The 15612-nt window shown below is 74.1% G+C and carries 14 protein-coding genes; 9 read left to right on the top strand and 5 right to left on the bottom strand.

Annotated features, from left to right (window positions below; genetic code table 11):
• The 5 genes from OG349_RS05995 to OG349_RS05975 all read left to right on the top strand — a co-directional run bounded on the left by OG349_RS05995 (position 1) and on the right by OG349_RS05975 (position 5313).
• On the top strand, positions 1-1356 hold the full coding sequence (locus OG349_RS05995) for a M20/M25/M40 family metallo-hydrolase (RefSeq protein WP_327238467.1): 1356 nt from the start codon (positions 1-3) through the stop codon (positions 1354-1356).
• A 60-nt stretch (positions 1357-1416) separates the two neighbouring features.
• Positions 1417-3465: a prolyl oligopeptidase family serine peptidase gene (locus OG349_RS05990; RefSeq protein WP_327233589.1), complete on the top strand. Its 2049-nt coding sequence runs from the start codon at positions 1417-1419 to the stop codon at positions 3463-3465.
• Positions 3462-4397 (top strand): S66 peptidase family protein, encoded by a 936-nt coding sequence (locus tag OG349_RS05985; RefSeq protein ID WP_327233588.1) that lies wholly within the window; start codon positions 3462-3464, stop codon positions 4395-4397. Before OG349_RS05990 ends, OG349_RS05985 begins: the two co-directional genes overlap by 4 nt.
• A gap of 58 nt (positions 4398-4455) precedes the next feature.
• Positions 4456-4995 (top strand): GNAT family N-acetyltransferase, encoded by a 540-nt coding sequence (locus OG349_RS05980; RefSeq protein WP_327233587.1) that lies wholly within the window; start codon positions 4456-4458, stop codon positions 4993-4995.
• A gap of 102 nt (positions 4996-5097) precedes the next feature.
• Positions 5098-5313, top strand: a complete 216-nt coding sequence (locus tag OG349_RS05975) for a DUF6243 family protein (RefSeq protein ID WP_327233586.1) — start codon at positions 5098-5100, stop codon at positions 5311-5313.
• Positions 5314-5316: 3 nt separating this feature from the next.
• Here OG349_RS05975 and OG349_RS05970 read toward each other — a convergent pair whose 3' ends face one another.
• Positions 5317-5652: a DUF6204 family protein gene (locus tag OG349_RS05970; RefSeq protein WP_327233585.1), complete on the bottom strand. Its 336-nt coding sequence runs from the start codon at positions 5650-5652 to the stop codon at positions 5317-5319.
• A 140-nt stretch (positions 5653-5792) separates the two neighbouring features.
• On the opposite strand from OG349_RS05970, the gene OG349_RS05965 reads away from it, so the two are divergent.
• The gene (locus OG349_RS05965) at positions 5793-6710 is read left to right on the top strand and encodes an arginase family protein (RefSeq protein ID WP_327233584.1); all 918 of its coding nucleotides are present in this window, start codon (positions 5793-5795) and stop codon (positions 6708-6710) included.
• A 125-nt stretch (positions 6711-6835) separates the two neighbouring features.
• Positions 6836-8827, top strand: a complete 1992-nt coding sequence (locus tag OG349_RS05960; protein WP_327233583.1) for a DUF5107 domain-containing protein — start codon at positions 6836-6838, stop codon at positions 8825-8827.
• 26 nt (positions 8828-8853) lie between these two features.
• Here the strand turns inward: OG349_RS05960 and OG349_RS05955 are convergent, their stop codons facing one another.
• The 3 genes from OG349_RS05955 to OG349_RS05945 form a co-directional block, all read right to left on the bottom strand.
• Positions 8854-9204, bottom strand: a complete 351-nt coding sequence (locus OG349_RS05955) for a VOC family protein (RefSeq protein WP_327233582.1) — start codon at positions 9202-9204, stop codon at positions 8854-8856.
• 103 nt (positions 9205-9307) lie between these two features.
• Positions 9308-10117, bottom strand: a complete 810-nt coding sequence (locus tag OG349_RS05950) for a methyltransferase domain-containing protein (RefSeq protein WP_327233581.1) — start codon at positions 10115-10117, stop codon at positions 9308-9310.
• A 125-nt stretch (positions 10118-10242) separates the two neighbouring features.
• Positions 10243-11754, bottom strand: a complete 1512-nt coding sequence (locus OG349_RS05945) for a bifunctional phosphatase PAP2/diacylglycerol kinase family protein (RefSeq protein WP_327233580.1) — start codon at positions 11752-11754, stop codon at positions 10243-10245.
• A gap of 526 nt (positions 11755-12280) precedes the next feature.
• On the opposite strand from OG349_RS05945, the gene OG349_RS05940 reads away from it, so the two are divergent.
• Positions 12281-13567 (top strand): aminotransferase class I/II-fold pyridoxal phosphate-dependent enzyme, encoded by a 1287-nt coding sequence (locus OG349_RS05940; protein ID WP_327238466.1) that lies wholly within the window; start codon positions 12281-12283, stop codon positions 13565-13567.
• 328 nt (positions 13568-13895) lie between these two features.
• On the top strand, positions 13896-14948 hold the full coding sequence (locus OG349_RS05935) for an MBL fold metallo-hydrolase (RefSeq protein ID WP_327233579.1): 1053 nt from the start codon (positions 13896-13898) through the stop codon (positions 14946-14948).
• On the opposite strand, the gene OG349_RS05930 is transcribed toward OG349_RS05935, so the two are convergent.
• Positions 14928-15611 (bottom strand): DedA family protein, encoded by a 684-nt coding sequence (locus OG349_RS05930; protein ID WP_327233578.1) that lies wholly within the window; start codon positions 15609-15611, stop codon positions 14928-14930. The two genes, OG349_RS05935 and OG349_RS05930, sit on opposite strands and share 21 nt — an antisense overlap.
• Position 15612 lies beyond the last annotated feature (1 nt).

Raw genomic sequence — 15612 nt, 5'->3', positions numbered from 1 at the left:
ATGACGCCCAGCGACACGACGCCCAGCGACACGATCGACGCACTCGACGCGGTGGCGCTGGACGAGGTGGTCACCTTCACCTCCGACCTGATCCGCATCGACACCACCAACCGAGGGAGCGGCGACTGCCGGGAGCGCCCGGCGGCCGAGTACGTCGCCGAACGGCTCGCCGGCGCGGGGCTCGAACCCACCCTGATCGAGCGGACCCCGGGCCGTACCAACGTGGTCGCCAGGATCGAGGGCACGGACCCCTCCGCCGAGGCGCTCCTCGTCCACGGCCACCTGGACGTGGTGCCCGCCGAACCCGCCGACTGGACCCTCCACCCCTTCTCCGGGGAGGTCAGGGACGGGGTGGTGTGGGGCCGGGGCGCGGTCGACATGAAGAACATGGACGCGATGGTGCTCTCCGTCGTCCGCGCCTGGGCCAGGTCGGGCGTCCGGCCGCGCCGCGACATCGTGATCGCCTACACCGCCGACGAGGAGGCCAGCGCCGTCGACGGCTCGGGCTTCCTCGCCGACCATCACCCGGAGCTGTTCGAGGGCTGTACGGAGGGCATCAGCGAATCGGGCGCCTTCACCCTCCACGCGGGCCCCGGCATGGCGCTCTACCCGATCGCGGCCGGCGAACGCGGCACGGGGTGGCTCAAGCTCACCGCGCACGGCAAGGCGGGACACGGCTCCAAGGTCAACCGCGCCAACGCGGTCAGCAGGCTCGCCGCCGCCATCGCCAGGATCGGCGACCACGAGTGGCCGGTCCGGCTCACCCCGACCGTCCGGGCCGCCCTGCGTGAACTGGCCGTCCTCCATGGGGTGGAGACCGATGTGGACGCCCCGGGCTTCGACCCGGACGACCTCCTGGGCAAGCTGGGGCCGGCCGCCGCGCTGGTCGAGCCGACGATCCGCAACAGCGCCAACCCGACGGTCCTGGAGGCCGGTTACAAGGTCAATGTGATTCCCGGGCAGGCCACCGCGCTGGTCGACGGGCGGATGGTGCCCGGCGGCGAGGAGGAGTTCAGCGCCACCCTGGACCTGCTCACCGGGCCCGACGTCGAGTGGGAGTTCCACCACCGGGAGATCGCCCTCCAAGCCCCCGTGGACTCACCGGCGTTCGCCAAGATGCGGGCGGCCGTCGAGCGGTTCGACCCGGCGGGGCACGTCGTGCCGTACTGCATGTCGGGTGGTACGGACGCCAAGCAGTTCTCCCGCCTCGGGATCACCGGCTACGGCTTCTCGCCCCTCAAGCTGCCACCCGGCTTCGACTACCAGGCGCTCTTCCACGGCGTCGACGAACGGGTCCCCGTCTCGGCGCTCCACTTCGGTGTCCGTGTCCTCGACCACTACCTCCGGTCCGCGTAGGGATCACTGTCTTCGGTCCGCGCAGGGCCACCACCCTCAGTCCGCTTAGGAGAGTTGTCCATGGTGCCCATGGGGGCCTACGGAACGTGGCCGTCGCCGATCGACGCCACCCTCGCCGCGTCGCACGACGGCCGGCCCGAGTACGTGGGGGCGGTCGGCGACGAGCTGTGGTGGACCGCGCCACGGCCCGCCGAGGACGGCCGCCGCGCCCTCGTGCGCCGGCATCCCGACGGCCGTGAGGAGTCCGTGCTGCCCCCGCCGTGGAACGTCCGCAGCCGGGTCATCGAGTACGGCGGGGTGCCCTGGGCCGGCACCGAGCGCCCCGACGGCGGACCGCTGATCGTCTTCGTCCACTTCCCCGACCAGCGCTTGTACGCGTACGAGCCGGACGGCGGCGGCGAACCCCGCCCCCTCACTCCGGTGTCCGCCACCGGCGGCGGCCTGCGGTGGGCCGACCCGCGCATCGAGCGGGAGCGCGGCGAAGTCTGGTGTGTCCTGGAGGAGTTCACCGGCGAACGGCCCACCGACGTACGGCGGGTGATCGCCGCCGTCCCGCTCGACGGCTCCGCCGCCGGGGACCGTACCGCCGTACGGGAACTGTCCGACGACAGGCACCGCTTCGTCACCGGGCCCCGGCTCTCGCCCGACGGCGCCCACGTCGCCTGGATCGCCTGGGACCATCCCCGGATGCCCTGGGACGGCACGGTCGTCCAACTCGGCGCGGTGGCACCGGCCGACACCGGGCCGACCGGCCCCTTCACCGGCGTCAGGACCGTCGCCGGAGGCGTCGGCGAGTCGGTGGCCCAGGTCGACTGGTCCCCGGACGGCGCGCTGCTCCTCGTCTCGGACATCGGCAACTGGTGGGAGATCCAGCGCCTCGGCCTCGACGCGGCGCTGTCCGGCCCCGTCCCGTCGCCGGGCGGCGGCCCCGCCCCCCTGCCCCCGGCCACCCCGCTGAGCCCCGGCCGCCGCGAGGAGTTCGGCGGACCGCTCTGGAAGATCGGCCTGCGGTGGTTCCACCCGCTGGCGAACGGCATGATCGCCGTCATCCACGGCAAGGGCGCCAACGCGCTGGGGATACTGGACCCGGAGACCGGCGACGTCGTGGACACCGCCGGGCCGTGGACCGAATGGGCCGCCGACCTCACCGTCCGGGGCGACCGGGTGATCGGCGTCGCGGCGGGACCCCGGTCCGGGTACGAGATCGTGGAACTGGACACCGTCACCGGCCGCGCCCGGGTCATCGGCGAGGCCCACCGGGACCCGGTCGACCCCGCCTACTACCCCGAGCCGCAGATCCGCACCTTCACCGGACCCGGCCGGCGCGACGTCCACGCCCACGTCTACCCGCCGTACAGCCCCGACACCGCCGCGCCCGACGGCGAGCTGCCGCCCTACGTGGTGTGGGCGCACGGCGGGCCCACGGGCCGTGCCCCGCTCGTCCTCGACCTGGAGATCGCCTACTTCACCTCGCGGGGCATCGGCGTCGTGGAGGTCAACTACGGCGGCTCCACCGGCTACGGCAGGGAGTACCGCGACCGGCTGCGCGAGCAGTGGGGCGTGGTCGACGTCGAGGACTGCGCGGCCGTCGCCCGGGCGCTGGCCGCCGAGGGCACCGCCGACGGAGCACGGCTGGCGGTACGGGGCGGCAGCGCCGGCGGCTGGACCGCGGCGGCCTCCCTCGCCGCCACCGGCGTCTACGGTTGCGGCACCATCAGCTACCCCATCCTCGACCTGGAGGGCTGGGCCACCGACGGGACACACGACTTCGAGTCCCAGTACCTGGAATCGCTGATCGGTCCGATCGTGGAGGTCCCCGACCGCTACCGCGACCGGTCGCCCATCAACCAAGTCGACCGGATCACCTCGCCGTTCCTCCTGCTCCAGGGGCTCGACGACGTCATCTGCCCGCCCGAGCAGTGCGAGAGGTTCCTCGCCAGGACCGCCGGGCGTGGCATCCCGCACGCGTACCTCACCTTCGAGGGCGAAGGCCACGGATTCCGGAAGGCGGCCACGATGATCCGTGCGCTGGAGGCCGAACTGTCCCTGTACGCACAGACGTTCCGGTTCGCCAGGACCGACGTCCCGAAGCTGGAGCTCTCCCGGTGACCGTCACCCCTCTGACCCGGCCCGCGCGACTGCGCCCCGGAGCGAAGGTCGCCGTCGTGGCGCCCAGCGGGCCCTTGCCCGCCGAACGGCTGGACGCGGGCCTGGACTTGTTGCGCGGCTGGGACCTCGACCCGGTCGTCGCGCCCCATGTCCTCGACCGGCACGACGAGTTCAGGTATCTCGCGGGCACGGACGCGGACCGGGCCCGCGATTTCCAGGAGGCGTGGTGCGACCCGAGCGTGTCCGCCGTGCTCTGCGCGCGCGGCGGCTACGGAGTCCAGCGCATGGTGGACCTGCTCGACTGGACCGCCCTGCGGGCCGCAGGGCCCAAGGTCTTCGTCGGGTACAGCGACATCACGGCGCTGCACGAGGCCTTCGCCGTACGGATGGGCCTGGCCACGCTCCACGGCCCGATGGTCGCCGCCATGACCTTCCTCAAGGACACCGACACCCAGGAGTCGCTGCGGGCCACGCTCTTCGAGCCCGAGTCGGTGATGACCCTCGGCGGCGGCCCGACGGCCGGCGCGCTGGTCCCCGGCCGGGCCAGGGGGGTCACCCTCGGCGGCTGCGTCAGCCTGCTCGCCGCCGGCCTCGGGACCCCGTACGCACGGCCCACCACGGCCGGCGGGCTGCTGCTGATCGAGGACACCGGCGAGGAGCCGTACCGCCTGGACCGCATCCTGACCCAGCTGCTGCGCTCCGGCGTGCTGGACGGGGTGGCCGGGATCGGCCTCGGGTCCTGGGCGGAGTGCGGCCCGTACGACGAGGTGCGGACGGTGCTGCGGGACCGGCTGGGCGGGCTCGGCGTACCGGTCGCGGAGGAGATGGGCTTCGGGCACGGCCCGACGAACCTCACGATGCCGCTGGGGGTGCCGGGGACGCTCGACGCGGGGCGCGGGACGCTGACCCTGGACGTACCGGCGCTGGTCTGAGCGGCGCTGGTGTGAGCGGCGCCGACCCCGCCCGGGGCGCCGGCAGTACGCTGAGGGGATGCCCGACAGCCCTGACCTGGCCGAAGGTCCGCGCACCTACCTGAGCCCGTACCGCCATGAGGACATGGACGAGTTCACCTCGCTCGCCCGCGAGAGCCGGGAACTGCACCACCCCTGGCTCTTCCCGCCCACCCGCGCCGAGGACTACACGCCGTACGCGCGCCGCCTCATCGAGGACCCCACCCGCACCGGATTCCTCGTCCGCGCGCGGGACGACCACCGCGTCGCCGGCTTCATCAACATCAACAACATCGTCCAGGGCGCCTTCCGGAGCGGAGCCCTCGGCTACGGGGCCTTCGCCCACGCGGCCGGGCGCGGCCTGCTCTCGGAAGGGCTGGGCCTGGTGATCCGCCACGCCTTCGGCCCGCTGGGCCTGCACCGCCTGGAGGCCAACATCCAGCCCGCGAACGCCGCCTCCCTCGCGCTCGTGCGCCGGGCGGGCTTCCGCCTGGAGGGGTTCTCCCCGGACTTCCTCCTCATCGACGGCGCGTGGCGTGACCACGAACGCTGGGCGATCACCGCCGAGATGGTGACGTGAGCGGCCCCGTGCCCTTCCCGCGAGCGGCGGACGCCCCACCGGGCTCGTACCCTTGGCAAGCCGAGATCCGTGGATCACTTCACATCACCACCGGGAGAACCCGTGACCGTGAGCAAGAACATCAACAACCCCGTGGGCATGGGCGGCGGCCAGCGCAAGAAGCTGTCCCGCACCGAACGGCAGAACAACGGTCCGCACCGGAACCTCGACCGCCAGGGCGCGGCCGACCAGAAGGCGGAGCTGGTGCGCAAGATGCGCGAGAAGGCGGGCGCGGGCGAGGGGGCCGGGGAGGCGGGCGACAACACCGCGCGGAGCTGACCGTCAGCGGGTCTTTCTGTTGATCTTCATCGCGTCCATGTCGGTGGCCGTCGAGCGCAGGTCGCGGTGGCCGCAGCCGAGGGCCGCGAGCGCCGTCCCGGCGCGGTCCTCCGCGAGGGCCACGGCCATCTCGTCGCCGTCCTCGGCGTCGGAGACGACCACGAAGCGGTACGTGAAGCGCTTGAGGGCACGGTCGTAGGAGAGGGCACCCTCCGGGGTGAAGCGCATCTGCTCCAGGCCGTGGGCGTCCACCTCCGCGAGCAGCCGGGACCGTGTCTCGTCCGTGAGGCCGTCCCAGACCCCTCGTACGATCACCCGGTAGGTGTGCTGCGTCGTCATGGTCCGGCCTGCCTTCTTCCGTACGTGGTGGTGCTGTGTCTGTCTGCGCGGGTCGGTCCGCGCCGGTCCGTCCGCGCCGGGTCGTCCGTCGCGCGCGAACCCGCTTGAAGACGCACCCTACGACGCGGAGGATGATCCGCATGCGGAATATCGTGGTCATCGACGCCCCCTCCAACCTGGGCCTGCGCCCGCCCGCCCCCGGCACCGTCCCCGGCTGCTACAAGCTCGCCGGGGCCCTGCGCGAACAGCGGATCGTCCAGCGGCTCGGGGCGTTCGAGGGCGGGGTTGTCGTGCCGCCGCGTTACGACCGGGGCGCGTGGCAGGAGGGCGACGGCGTCTTCAACGCCGCCGCGATCGCCGCGTACACCCCCCGCCTCGCCGACCGGATCGAACACCACGTCCGCGCCGGGGACTTCCCCGTCGTGCTCGGCGGCGACTGTTCGATCCAGCTCGGCGCCTCCCTGGCGCTGCGCAGGCTCGGCCGGTACGGGCTCGCGGCGATCGACGGCTCGGCGGACTTCCGGCACCCGGGCAACTCCTCCTCCGTCGGCGCGGCGGGCGGCGAGGAGCTGGCGCTGAGCACCGGACGCGGCCAGCGGGACCTCACCGACCTGGAAGGGCTGCGGCCCTACCTGCGTGACGAGGACGTACGGCTCTTCGGGATCAGGGACTACGACGACGACCGCGACGAGCTGGCCCGACTCAAGATCCCCACCGTCACGGTCGGCGAGCTGCGCGAGTGGGGTACGGCCGGCCTCGCCGGGGCCGTACTGCCCACGCTGGAGACCCCGGTCACCGACGGCTTCTGGGTCCACCTGGACGCGGACGTCCTCGACCCGTCCGTGATGCCCGCCGTCGACAGCCCCGACCCCGGCGGCCTGCTCCCCGGTGAACTCGCCGTCCTGCTGCGGACCTTGGTCCGCTCCGAGCACTGCGTGGGCCTCAACGTCACCATCTACGACCCGGACCTGGACCCGGAGGGAACGGCCGGCGCGCTGCTCGCGGATCTGGTCGTCGGGGCGTTCCAGGACGAGGGGGCCGTACCCGAGGGGGAGTGAGTCCTGAGGGCGCCGCGCGTCCCCCGTACGTGTTGACACCTGGTCAGAGCGCCGCCGAGCGTGTTCCATGGTCACCGGGCCCGGCACCGGAAGAGCGCGCGGCCCCCGGACGAAGCGAGGTTGCCGTGGCCACGAGCGTGCGACGTGCCGTACTGACCCTGCCCACCGCCCCGCTGGGGCCGGAGAACCCCCTGCCCGCCCTGCGCGCCCTGGACGAGACCCACACGGTCGACGACCGCGTGAAACGGGGCATGCCCCGCGACATGGCCCGCCAGGTCGGGTACGCACCGCTGCGGACCGTCCTCCCCGTCCGCATCCTCGACGGGTACGGGCGCGAGCGGACGTCCACGGACCTCGACGCCCTCATCATCGAGAACGACCGGCTGCGCGTCACCGTCCTGCCCGGGCTCGGGGGCCGTATCCATTCCCTCCACCACAAGCCCACCGGCCGGGAACTCGTCTACCGCAACCCGGTGATGCAGCCCGCGTGCTTCGCGCTCAACGGCGCCTGGTTCTCCGGCGGCATCGAGTGGAACGTCGGCGCCACCGGGCACACCACCCTGTCCTGCGCCCCGCTGCACGCCGCGCTCGTCCCCGCTCCCGACGGGGGCGAGATGCTGCGGCTCTGGGAGTGGGAGCGGCTGCGCGACCTGCCGTTCCAGGTGGACCTGTGGCTGCCGGACGGCTCGGACTTCCTCTATGTCGGCGTACGGATCCGCAATCCGCACGAGCGGACCGCGCCCGTCTACTGGTGGTCCAACATCGCCGTCGAGGAGGACGAGCACACGCGCGTCCTGGCCCCGGCGACGGAGGCGTGGCACTTCGGGTACGAGCGTGACCTGCGCCGGGTCCCCGTGCCCGAGGTCGCGGGCACCGACGTCACCTACCCGCCGCGCAGCACGTTCCCGGCCGACTACTTCTACGAAGTCCCCGCCGGGGAACGGAAATGGATCGCGTCCCTGGACGGCGCCGGGCAAGGGCTTGTCCAGACGTCGACCGACACACTGCGCGGCCGCAAGCTCTTCGTATGGGGCGCGGGCCGGGGCGGCCGGCGCTGGCAGAGCTGGCTCACCGAGCCGGGCACGCCCGGTTACGCGGAGATCCAGGCGGGCCTGGCCCGGACACAGCTGGAGCATGTACCGCTCGAAGCGGGCGGGGAGTTCAGCTGGCTGGAGGCGTACGGTCCGCTCGCCACGGACCCCGGGACGGTGCACGGCGCCGACTGGGGCGCGGCCCGCGCGGAGGTCGCGGACCGGCTGGAGGCGGCTTTGCCGCGCGCGGACGTCGACGCCGCCTACACGGCGTGGCTGGCCTGCGCGGACGTACGGCCGGGGGAGCCGCTGGCGGTGGGGTCGGGGTGGGGCGCGCTGGAGGTGCTGCGCGCGGGGCACAAGCTGCCCGGCACCCCCTTCGAGGAGGCCGCGTTGGGCGAGGAGCAGGCGCCCTGGGTGGAGTTGCTGACCAACGGGGCGCTGCCGGCGCCGGGCCGGGACGTACCGCCCGGGCCGACGCTGGTCGCCCCGCACTGGCGGGACATGCTGGAGACCGCGCCCGCCGACCCTCACACCGAGTACCACCTCGGGGTGGCGCAGTGGCACGCGGGCGATCTGGCCCAGGCGGTGCGCAGTTGGGAGCGCGGGCTCGAACGGGCGGCCCCGCGCTGGCCGTTGCTGCGCTGCCTGGCCGTCGCGGACCAGTTGGGCGACCACCGGGAGCGGGCCGCCGACCTGTACGCGGAGGCGTTCGAGGATCTTTGGGGGGAGCGCGGGGGCGGCGGGGATGACGTGGACGGCGGGGGTCACGGGGAGGCCTGGACTGCGGTGTTCGCGGCGCTGGGGCGGGAGGCGGTCGCCGCGCTGCTGGCGGCGCGCCGTACCGCCGAGGCACGCGCCGTCCACGACCGGCTGCCGCCGTCCGTGCGGGAGCGCGGCGCCTTTGTGCTGGCGGAGGCCCAACTGCTCGGCGCGGAGGGGCGGAAGGAGGAGGCCCGCGCCCTGTTCGACGCGGGTTTCGAGGTCGCGGACCTCCGGGAGGGCGCCGAGACGCTGAACGAGTTGTGGGCGGAGCTGACGGACGACCCGCTGCCGGACGCGTACGAGTACCGGATGCGGCCGTAAGGCGGTGTGTGCGGCCGGGCGGGCGTTCAGACCGCCCGGCGGTCCACGTACTCGAAGACCGAGCCGTCCGGATGGGCGGCGATGAGGTTGCGGCCCACCGGGGTCGGCACCGGGCCCACGAGGACCTTGGCGCCGACCCCGTTGAGCCGGATCACCGCCTCGTCGAGATCCTTCACCGCGATCGTCGCCGTCACCTTGCGCAGGATCTCGATCTCCGCGGGCGGGCCACTCATCAGGAGGAAGCAGCCGACGGCCGCGACCGAGACCCCGTCGCGCTCGAAGCGGAGCGCGCGGCTTCCGGTGAGGTGTTCGTAGAACATCACCGAGGTCTCCAGGTCGTCGACGCAGATGCGCAACGTGGTTCCCAGGATTTCCATACGGGTCAGCCTAGTTGGCGTCGATCGACTGTGAGAGGGCAACGGCGGGTCGCACGCGGAAGACGACAGCGGCCGTCGGACGCGGCAAGCAGCGCGGCTGCCTTCACACGCGGCACAGGATCTCGCCGTGCGGGACCATGAACCAGCCGTCCTCCTCGGCGCCCCACCGCCGCCACGCCTCGCCGAACTCCGTGAGGCGTTCGCGCGTCGTGTGGCCGCCGTCCACCGCCCGGTCCGCGTACGCCGACGCGACCGTACGGTCCGCCCACAGCCCGCTCCACCACGCCCGCTCCTCCGGGGTGGCGAAACACCAGGTCGTGGCGGTCGCCGTGACGTCCGTGAACCCGGCCCGCCGCGCCCACGACACCAGCCGCCGCCCCGCGTCCGGCTCACCGCCGTTGGCCCTGGCCACCGTACGGTAGACGTCCTGCCACGCGTCCAGCACCGGCACCTCGGGGAACCAGGTGAACGCGCCGTAGTCCGCGTCCCGCGCCGCGACGACCCCGCCAGGCCGGCACACCCGGCGCATCTCCCGCAGCGCCGCCACCGGATCGCCGACGTGCTGGAGCACCTGGTGGGCGTGGACGACGTCGAACGAGTCGTCCGGGAAGTCCAAGGCGTGGACATCGGCGACCGCGAAGCGGACGTTGTCCACGCCCCGCGCCCGCGCGCTGTCCCGTGCCGTGTCGAGGACGCCCTGGGAGGCGTCGACCGCCGTCACCGTGCCCGGCGCGACGAGCGCGGCCAGGTCGGCGGTGATGGTCCCGGGCCCGCAGCCCACGTCCAGCAGGTCCTGGCCGGGCCGCAGTTCGGGGAGGAGGTACGCCGCGGAGTTGGCGGCGGTCCGCCAGCGGTGCGAGCGCAGCACCGACTCGTGGTGCCCGTGGGTGTAGACGGCGGTCTCCTTCGGCATGGCCGGACTCCCTCTCGTGAACGGTAGGGCCACGGTACGCCGACATGTCGAGGAGTGAGATGCGTATCTTACGATGTGGACAGGGCTGGATGTGGGGCGACCGCTCCGGAGGCTGGAACTGGAGGCTAGAAAACGGCCTTCGGCCGGTAGACCGTCAAGGCCTCGACCGCCTTGTCGACGGTCAACTCCCGCGGCGCCTCGGCCACTTCGCCGTCGAAGGCGAGCGGGGTCCCCGGTGCGATGTCCGAGATCCGCAGCCGCCGCATCCGCTCCGCCGCGTGTACGGGCGAGCGGCTCAGCGGGCCCGCGAGGGCGGCGGACAGCAGGCGCAGGCTCGGGAAGCGGCCGCCGTGCACGATCCGTACGTCCAGCAGGCCGTCGGCGAGATCGTGCCGGCGGCCGGGGGTCGGCCCCATGCGCTGGTACATGCCGTTGCCCGCGAACAGCAGCCAGAGCGAGCGCTGCCGCCCGTCGAACTCGGCGTGCAGCTGGTGCTCGGCGCGCAGCACCTTGACCGCGGCGAGAACCCCGGCGGGCCAGCCGCCGATCCGGGGGGACCAGTGCTCGCGCACCCGTACCAGCTCCGGGTAGACGCCCAGGCTGAACGTGTTGATGAAGTGGCCCACCGAGCCGGGACCGTCGGGGCCGGGTGTGAAACGCCCCAGGTCCACCCGTACGGCGTCGCCCTCCGCCAGCGCCCGTACGGTGGCGTGCACGTCCTCCACGCCCAGGTCGTACGCGAAGTGGTTGAGTGTGCCGCCGGGGAAGACGGCCAGCGGCAGGCCGTGCCGCATGGCGGCGACCGCGGCCCGGTTGATCGTCCCGTCGCCGCCCACGACGCCCAGCGCGCGACAGCGCCCCGCCGCCTTCTCCAGTTCACTCTCCACGTCCTCGGGCTCGCACTCCACGACCTCCGCGAAGGGCAGCGCGTCGCGCACGAGGAGGGCGGTCTCGGAGGTGCCGGAGGCGCGGTTCACCACGACGACCAGGTCCTGGCCGCCCGGCAGGGCGGGAGCCTCCGTATATGGCCGGCCCGGCAGCGGGAGCTGGTTGCGGGTCGGCACGATGCCGCGTATCGCGTAGGCGGCGCCGACGCCGAGTGCCGCGCCGACCAGCACGTCGCTCGGATGGTGCACGCCGGTGTAGACGCGCGAGACCGCGACGGCGGCGGCCACGGGGATCACTACCGCGCCCCATCCCTTGGACTCCAGCGCGACCCCCGTCGCGAAGGCGGCGGCGGAGGCCGCGTGCCCGGACGGGAAGGAGGTGGTGAACGGCTGCCGCTTCAGCTGCCGTATCGCGGGCACGGCGTCGAGCAGGGGCCGCCGCCTGCGTACGGCCCGCTTGCCGACCGTGTTGATGGCGGCGGAGGCGAGACTCAACGACGCGATGCCCCGCACGGCGGCCCGCCGGGAGCGTGGTCCGTGTCCCACGGCGGCGATCCCGGCGGCGGCGCCGAACCACAGCAGACCGTGGTTGGCGGCCCGGCTGAGCCGGGGCAGCACCGGCCCCGCCCCCGGCCAGTGCCGGGTCGCGACGGAGTCGAAGACCTGCTTGTCCCAGGCCTCCAGAAGGGCCGAGATCCGGGCTCTGGCGCCCGGCGCCGCCTGACGGAAGCGCGCTGAGGTGTCTGACATGCAACGCGGGTACCCCGCGGACCGGGACCCCAAGCAGGCGGTACGGCATCCGGGCGGCGGACGGCGGGCGGTACCCGAGGGGCACGCGGGGACATATCTCCGTATAAAGGACAGGAGGCCCACGCGCAGGCCGGGCCGGACGAGCGCGCGGACCGTGGACCGGTCGACCGGGAAGGGTGGCGACATGCGGCGAACATCGCTGGACGGCCGGGCCACCGACCACGGTCGCGGGCGGTACGGCGGGGGCGGGGGCGGGGCTACCGGCGGTCGCCAGGCGGGGAGCACGTCCGACGAGGACCCAGCGACCGGCGCTCAGGTTCCTAGGGGCCGAGCGACCGGCGGTCCAGCCCTTGGCGGTCCGGCCCCTGATGGTCACGAGGCCGTGAGTGCGGCGAATGGCGGTCCGGCCCCCGGAGGTCACGGGGCCGTGAGCCCGGCCAAGGGCGGTGGGGGTCCTGGCAGTCATGCGGCCGGCGGTCATGCTCCCGGGGGGCACGCGGTCGGTGGTGCGGCCGCTGAGGAACACCTGACTGGCGGTTCGGCCCCCGGTGGGCACCCGGCCCGGGGTCGCGGGCCCGTTCGGTTCGGGCCCTCCGCGCCTGAGGCGGGGGTGCCTGTGGTGGCTGAGCTGGGTGAGGTCTGTGCGGGGGCCGTTGGGCGGGACGAAGCCGAGCCGCCCGGTGGTGGTGCGGTCCTGCGCGAGGCCGCCTGCGGTTACTGGGGGCGGCGTGGGCACCGGGTCAGGGCCGGGGACGTCGTCGCCGCGCCCGGTGGGCCGTCGTTGCTGTTCGCGTTGCTCGCCGCCCTGGGGGGTGACGTTCTCGTGCCGCGTCCCTGTCCTGCCTGGTGGGCGCCGCAGGTCCGTCTCCTCGGGCGGGCCGCGTACTCCGTACCGACCCCGGCGGAGTGCGGAGGCGTACCCGATCCGTACGCCCTGCTGGAGACCGTGCGGCGGGTGCGTGCCGAGGGCGGTGACCCGCGGGTCCTGCTGCTGTCGCCCGCCGACGACCCCACCGGTACCGTCGCGCCGCCCGAGCTGGTCAGTGAGGCGTGCGAGGCGGCGGTCGCCGAGGGGCTGCATCTCGTCAGCGACGAGACCTGGTGCGACACCCTCCACGCGCCGCACGGGACGGTTCTGTTCAGCCCCGCCGAGCGCCGGCCCGACGACGTCACCGTCCTGTACGACACCGTCGGCGCCCTCCTGCCCGCCGCCTGGCCGGCGGCCGTCGCGCGTTTCCCCGCCACCCCGGCCGGGGCCGCCCGGCGGACCGACACCCTCGACATCCTCACCGCGCTCGGCGCGTTCGTCGCCGGTCCTGTCGGCGCCGCGGCCGCCTACGCGCTGGACGAGCCCGGCCCCGTCGCGGACCGGGCGCGGGCCGCCGCCGCCCTGCACGCGCGCGTCGCCGCCGCCGCGCACCGGCTCGTGCTCTCCTCCGGCGCGCTGTCCCTGCCGCCCGAGGCGGGCCGGCACCTCTACGCCGACCTCGGCCCGCTGCGGGAACGCCTGGCCGCGCTGGGGGTGACCGACTCCCTGGAGCTGGAGGACCACCTGAGCCACCGGTTGGGGACACCCGTCCCCGGCGGCCACCGGTTCGGCGAGGCACCGGACACGCTGCGCGTCCGCCTGTCGACCGGACCGCTGCTCGGAGCGACCCCGGAGGAGCGCGTGGAGTCCCTCACGGCGTCGGATCCCCTCGCGCTGCCCCAGGTCGCGGAGGCGCTCGACCGTCTCGGCTCCGCCTTCGGGGAGCTGAGCGGAGACGCTCCGGCGAGCGGAGACGCCCCGCCGAGCGGGGACGCCTCGCCATGAGACAACCGCCCGCGACATTCGCGACGGGTCGGCTGCCGGGGGCAGCCGCAGCCCTACGGGGGCGATCGCCCAGTCCCTCCCCCCTGCGTCGACCACCCGGTTCAACCCCGTCGGGTCGCCTGCTCGGGCCAGCCGTACGGAGTCGGGCGCCCAGGCCGTCTGCCGGGCGTCGGCTGCCCACGTCAACCCCGCAGAACCGACAGCTCGGGCCAGTCGCCCGGCGCCGACCGCCCAGACAGGCCCCACCGAGCCGACCGTTCAGGTCAACCCCACCGAGCCGACCGCCCAGGTCAACCGCGCCGAGACGACCGTGTGGAACGGAGCCCCAGTGACGGAAGAGACGAAACGGGACGGAGAGGGCCACCGAGGCCGAGGCCCCTCGTCGCGCGGCGCCGGGCCGCCGCAGGCGCCGCGGCCGCTCGGGGAGGTTCGCCGGTGGCCCAAGTCCTTCGCCGGGCGGCTGACCGCGCCCCTCCCCGGCATACGGGCCATGACCCGGCTGGCCAGGGAGGGGTCCGTACGGCCCGGCGCGGACGGCATGCGGGACGTGCCGCTGCTGCCCTTCGCCCCCGGCCCGCTGCCGTCCGTGGACGCGGCCACCGTCGCCGTCACCTGGGCCGGCCACGCCAGCTGGGTCGTGCGCATCGGCGGGCTCACCGTCCTCACCGACCCCGTCTGGTCCCGCCGTATCCTCGGCACCCCCGCCAGGATCACCCCCGTCGGCGTCCGCTGGGCCGACCTGCCCCCGGTCGACGCGGTCGTCATCAGCCACAACCACTACGACCACCTGGACGCCCCGACCCTCAAGCGGCTGCCCCGCACCACCCCGCTCTTCGTCCCGGCGGGCGTGGCCGCCTGGTGCCGGCGCCGGGGGTTCGGCCGGGTCACCGAGCTGGACTGGTGGGAGGCCGCCGAACTGCCGGGCGCCGACGGCAGGTCCGTACGCTTCGACTTCGTACCGGCCCATCACTGGTCCCGGCGGACCCTCACCGACACCTGCCGTTCGCTGTGGGGCGGCTGGGTGCTGAGCGACGGCCACGGGCAGCGGGTCTACTTCGCCGGGGACACGGGCTACGGGCACTGGTTCGGCGAGATCGGCCGCCGCCACCCCGGCATCGACCTCGCGCTGCTCCCCATCGGGGCCTACGCCCCGCGCTGGTGGCTGAGCGACGTGCACACCGATCCGGAGGAGGCCGTACGGGCGTGCCAGGATCTCGGCGCGCGGAACATGGCGCCCATGCACTGGGCGACGTTCGTCCTCTCCGCCGAACCGGTCCTGGAACCCCTCACCCGGGTCAGGGCCGCCTGGGAGAACACCGGCAGGCCGCGCGCCCAGCTCTGGGACCTGCCGGTCGGCGCCTCACGTCTCCTGACCCCCTGAGGAGCCGGGAGCCTCGGGGGCGTGAGTGCCACGCCCGGAGCCGCCAGGGTCCGAGGCACCCCGGCCGCCTGCTCCCCGTACCCGGTGCCACAGCGCCGGCGCCGCGGCCACCACCACCGTGAGGACCACCGCCGCCAGCACCCCCTGCCACGGCTCCTCGAAGAGCGAGCCGCCGAGGATCCCGATCAGCTGGTACGTCGCCGCCCAGGCCAGGCACGCCGGCACGTCGCCCCGCGCGAACCGTCGCGACGGCCACTCGGCGAGCAGGCACGCCAGCATGACCGGGATCCGCCCGGCCGGCACCAGCCGGGACAGCACGAGGACCGTCACCCCGTTCTCCCGCAACTTCTCCTGCGCCTGCTCCAGCCGGTCGGGCGGGGCGTGGTCCTTTATCTTCGCCAGCCAGCGCGACCCGTTCTTCGACCCGACCCCGCGCCGGCCCAGCCAGTACAGCGCCATGTCGCCGAGGAACGCCCCGAACGACGCGACCAGGAACACGTACAGCATCGAGAGCGGCGCCGTCTGGTGGAACGCCACCACCGCCGCCGAACTCACCACGGCCCCCGTCGGCACCACCGGCACCAGCGCGCCCAGCGTCACCAGCAGGAAGACCGACGGATAGCCGACGGCCTGCTGCGTCGACTCCGTGGGCAGCTGGCTCATG

This window comes from Streptomyces sp. NBC_01317, assembly GCF_035961655.1.
Classification (GTDB): Bacteria; Actinomycetota; Actinomycetes; order Streptomycetales; family Streptomycetaceae; genus Streptomyces.
Note: the sequence above shows the minus strand (reverse complement) of the source record. Positions and strands in the feature narration are given on the sequence as shown.